This is a genomic window from uncultured Sphingomonas sp. (assembly GCF_946477935.1).
Lineage (GTDB): Bacteria > Pseudomonadota > Alphaproteobacteria > Sphingomonadales > Sphingomonadaceae > Sphingomonas.
In genome coordinates, this window is sequence record NZ_CAMLAC010000261.1 from 1 (window position 1) to 4,549 (window position 4,549).

The window sequence follows — 4,549 nt, forward strand, 5'->3', positions numbered from 1 at the left end:
AAGCTGACCCTGCGGCAGAAGCGCCGCGCCGGTGATGTCGAGCGCGGCGGCATCGTCACGCAGGCCGGCATTCACCATCACCGTCACCCGGTGACCGTCCTTCGTCTCGGGCGCCACGTCGCGCAGCGCGGCATAGGCGGCGCGGCGCTTCTGCCGCAGGGTCAGCTTGGCGTCGAATGCCTCCTCCATCGCGGCAGACGGCCGCACGAAGACATTGTTCTCGACCGTGTCGAGGAGCAGCCGGTCGCCCTCCGCGATCAGGCGGCGGGTATCGCGCACCCGGCCCAGCACCGGCACCCCCATCGCGCGCGCGACGATGATGACGTGCGCGGTCAGCGATCCCTCCTCCAGCACCACGCCCTTCAGCCGGCGCTTGTCATATTCCAGTAGTTCCGCCGGCCCCAGGTTGCGCGCGATCAGGATCGTATCCTGCCGCAGACCCAGTTGCGCCGCCGTCCCCATCTGGCCGGAAACGATGCGCAGCAGCCGGTTCGACAGGTCCTCCAGATCGTGCATCCGGTCCGCGAGCAGCGGGTCGTCGATCTGGCGCATGCGCTGGCGCGTGCGCTGCTGCACGCGCTCGATCGCCGCCTCCGCGGTCAGCCCGCTGTCGATCGCCTCGTTGATCCGTCGCGCCCACCCCTCGTCATAGGCGAACATCTTGTAGGTATCGATCACCTCCTCATGCTCGCCGCCGACACCGAACTCCGCCTCGCGCGCCATCCGGTCGATCTGCTCGCGCATCTTGTCGAACGCCGCATAGACCCGGTGCCGCTCCGCGTCCGTATCCTCCGCCACGGTATGTTCGATGGTGATGCGCGGCTGGTGGAACACGGCGAAGCCCGATCCCATGCCGTCGACCAGCTTTTGCCCCATCAGCCGCTGCGACGCGGTGGTCTGCGGCCGTCCGGCCCCCTGCCCGCCTTCGTCGATCAGCCCGGCGTTCGAGATCAGCTCGGACAGCACCATCGCCACCGTCTGCAACGCCTCGATCTCGACATCCTGATAGCGGCGCGGCTCGCTGTGCTGCACCGCCAGCACGCCCACCGCCCGCTCGCGCCGGATGATCGGCACGCCGGCGAAACTGTGGAAGCGGTCCTCGCCCGTTTCCGGCTTGTAGGCGAAATCGGGATGGCTGGCGGCCTCGTCCAGGTTCAGCACCTCGACATCCTCGGCGATCGTGCCGACCAGCCCTTCCCCCATCGCCAGCTTGGTGACGTGTACCGCCTCCTGCGCCAACCCCCGCGTCGCATACAGCTCCAGCACGCCCTCGCGCAGCAGGTAGATCGAACACACCTCGCTCCCGATCGCCTCGCCGATGATCTGGACGACCTGATTGAGCTTGGATTGTGCAGGCGCCCGCGACGCCATCACGTCGTGCAGGCGGACCAGGATTTCGCGGGCGGAGGCAGCGGCCGATAGGGGCATGAGCCAAGGGCTAACAGATCACTGGCTTGGGTGCCATGCAACATTATGACGCGCGGCACGAAGCTTGATTGCTTGGAGTCCATTTGGAAACTCGCGAACGAGCGAGTTTCACGGCGGCACCAGCCCGCTCCCCCACGGGTCCCTGCAAAGTAGTACTTTGCAGGGCTACCCGCACCCGGCCTCCCACAGAGTATCCTTGATGGGAGGCCGGGTGGGGGAGCGGGCTGGCACCGCGAAACGAGCCTTCAGCACGTTTCCAAACAGTCCTTACCCCCCCAGGTCGAATAGGCCGTCCTGACTGCCCACCGGCGGATTGAGGCCCAGATGCTTCCATCCGCCCGCATTCAGCACGCGCCCCCGTGCCGTCCGCGCGACGAGGCCGAGCTGGATCAGATACGGCTCGATCACTTCCTCGATCGTATCGCGCGGCTCGCTGAGGCCCGCCGCCAATGTCTCCACCCCGACCGGCCCGCCCCGATAAACGTCGGCGATCATCATCAGATAGCGGCGGTCCATCGCGTCCAGCCCCAGCGCATCGACCTCCAAGCGGTTGAGCGCCTGATCGGCCGCGCGGGCGTCCACCACCTCATGCCCGGCGACCGTGGCGAAATCGCGCACCCGGCGCAGCAGGCGCCCGGCGATACGCGGCGTGCCCCGCGACCGGCGCGCCACCTCGGTCGCACCGTCCTGCGCGATCCCCAGGTCGAGCAGCCGCGCCGCACGCGTCACCACGCGGGTCAGTTCCTCGACCGTATAGAATTGCAGGCGCACCGGAATCCCGAACCGGTCGCGCAACGGCGTGGTCAGCAGCCCCTGCCGCGTCGTGGCACCGACCAGGGTGAAGCGCGGCAGATCGATCCGCACCGAACGCGCCGACGGCCCCTCGCCGATCATCAGATCGAGCGCGCGGTCCTCCATCGCCGGGTACAGCACCTCCTCGACCGCGGGTTGCAGCCGGTGGATCTCGTCGATGAACAGCACATCGCCGTCTTCCAGATTGGTGAGCAGCGCCGCCAGATCGCCGGACTTGGCGATCACCGGGCCGGAGGTCGCGCGAAAGCCCACCCCCATCTCGCGCGCGATGATCTGCGCCAGCGTCGTCTTGCCCAGTCCCGGCGGGCCGAAGAACAGCACATGGTCCAGCGCATCGCCACGCGACTTCGCCGCCTGGATAAAGACGCGCAGATTGTCGCGCGCAGCCTGCTGGCCGACGAATTCGTCGAGATGCTTGGGGCGCAGCGCGGCATCGACATCCTCGGGACGGCGGCTGGCGGACAAAAGGCGGTCGGTGTCGGTCACCTTTCGTTCCGTAGCGGGCGAGCGGGGGCGCTGTCGAGTGGAACCGCTACACAGGTCATCCCGTTGCGCCCCCATGGCCAACGATCCCCACAGCATCGGCGACATTCTCGACGCATTGGAAGACCTTGCCGACAAAAAGGACCGCGTGTCGCTGGGCGACGTGATCGAAGCGTTCGGGAACCGCTCCTACGGTCCCTTCCTGCTGCTGCCTGCGCTGATCGATATATCGCCGGTCGGCTCCATCCCCGGCCTGCCGACGGTGCTGGCCAGCGTCATCCTGTTGACCGCGGTGCAGATGGTGCTGGGCCGCAAGCATCTCTGGCTGCCCGGTTTCCTGCGCAACCGCTCGCTGAAGGCCGAAACGGTCCGCAAAACCACGAAAAAGGCGCGCAAACCCGCCGGCTGGGCCGATCGCTGGTTCCACGGCCGCCTGCCGGCGCTGACCAGGGGGCCGTTCGTGCGGGTGGCGGCGGTGGCCTGCATCCTGCTCGCCTGCACGGTGCCGCCGCTGGAGTTGCTGCCGCTGGCGACCACCGCGCCGATGGCGGCGATCGCCACCTTCGGCCTGGCGCTGATGGTCCGCGATGGCCTCGTGATGATCGTCGCGATCGTATTGGCCGGCGTGGCGGTCGCGATCGGCGCCGGCCTGCTGGGGTCGAAGATCGGCGGGTGAGGCTTCAGGCCTCCGCGCGATCCTCCCCATATTTCTCCAGCTCGTCGCCGATCAGCCGGGTGACGTGCAGCACGTTGGTCGATCCCGGCGTCCGGAACGGCACGCCGGCCATGATGATCACCTGATCACCCGCCGCCGCGATGCCATGGCGCAGCGCCATGCGCTTGGACTTGGCGACCATCTCCTCGAAGGATTCGACGTCGCGCGTATGCACCGCATGACAGCCCCACAGCAGGCCCAGGCGACGCGCCGTTTCCGCCTGCGGGGTCAGCACTAGGATCGGCACCGGCGGGCGCTCGCGTGCGACGCGGCGGGCGGTGGAGCCGCTGGTGGTGAAGCAGATGATCGCCTTGGCCGAGGTGGTGCGCGCGATGCTCTTGGCCGCTTCCGCCATCGCGTCCGCGGTGGTGGGGTCGGGCTTCATCATGGTGAAGTGCACGCGCTCGCCATGCGCCGGATCGCCTTCCACCGACACGCCGATCGCGTTCATCATCGCCACCGATTCGACCGGCCAGGCGCCCGCCGCCGACTCGGCCGACAGCATGATCGCATCGGCACCGTCATAGATGGCGGTGGCGACGTCGGAGACCTCGGCGCGGGTCGGCGACGGGCTCTGGATCATCGATTCCAGCATCTGCGTGGCGACCACCACCGGGCGGCCCATGCGGCGGGCCACCTCGACGATGCGCTTCTGCAGCGGCGGCACCGCTTGCGGCGGCAGTTCCACGCCCAGGTCGCCGCGCGCGACCATCACGCCGTCGCACTGCTCGACGATCTCGTCCAGCCGGTCGATCGCGGCGGGCTTCTCGATTTTGGCGAGCAGCGCCGCCTTGCCCTTGATCAGCCCGCGCGCCTCCATCAGATCCTCGGGCCGCTGCACGAAGGACAAGGCGATCCAGTCCACGCCCTGCTCCACCGCGAAGGCGAGGTCTGACCGGTCCTTTGGCGTCAGCGCGGCCATCGGCAGCACGACGTCGGGCACGTTCAGCCCCTTGTTGTTCGACAGGGCACCACCGACCTCGACCAGCGTGGTGATGCGGTCCGCGTCATGATCGGCGACGCGCAGCACCAGCTTGCCATCGTCGAGCAGCAGGCGGGCACCCGGCTCGATCGCGGCGAAGATCTCCTTGTGCGGCAGCTCGACGCGGG

The 4,549-nt window shown here is 68.3% G+C and carries 4 protein-coding genes; 1 reads left to right on the top strand and 3 read right to left on the bottom strand.

The genetic code is table 11. From position 1 onward, the window contains the following. Both Q0U08_RS17920 and ruvB read right to left on the bottom strand, forming a co-directional pair. A partial coding sequence (locus Q0U08_RS17920) for a phosphoenolpyruvate-utilizing N-terminal domain-containing protein (protein ID WP_298093013.1) occupies positions 1-1,428 on the bottom strand: 1,428 nt, incomplete at its 3' end. Between the two features lie 267 nt (positions 1,429-1,695). Then, positions 1,696-2,727 carry a Holliday junction branch migration DNA helicase RuvB gene (ruvB, locus tag Q0U08_RS17925; RefSeq protein WP_298093014.1) on the bottom strand — a complete coding sequence of 344 codons (1,032 nt, stop codon included), beginning with the start codon at positions 2,725-2,727 and terminating at the stop codon, positions 1,696-1,698. Positions 2,728-2,800: 73 nt separating this feature from the next. Between ruvB and Q0U08_RS17930 the strand changes: the two genes are divergently transcribed. After that, a complete protein-coding gene (locus Q0U08_RS17930) occupies positions 2,801-3,400 on the top strand; it encodes an exopolysaccharide biosynthesis protein (protein WP_298093015.1) in 600 nt (199 codons plus the stop codon). 4 nt (positions 3,401-3,404) lie between these two features. On the opposite strand, the gene pyk is transcribed toward Q0U08_RS17930, so the two are convergent. Continuing rightward, positions 3,405-4,549, bottom strand: a 1,145-nt coding sequence (gene pyk, locus Q0U08_RS17935) for a pyruvate kinase (protein ID WP_298093016.1), incomplete at its 5' end; no start/stop codon positions are given.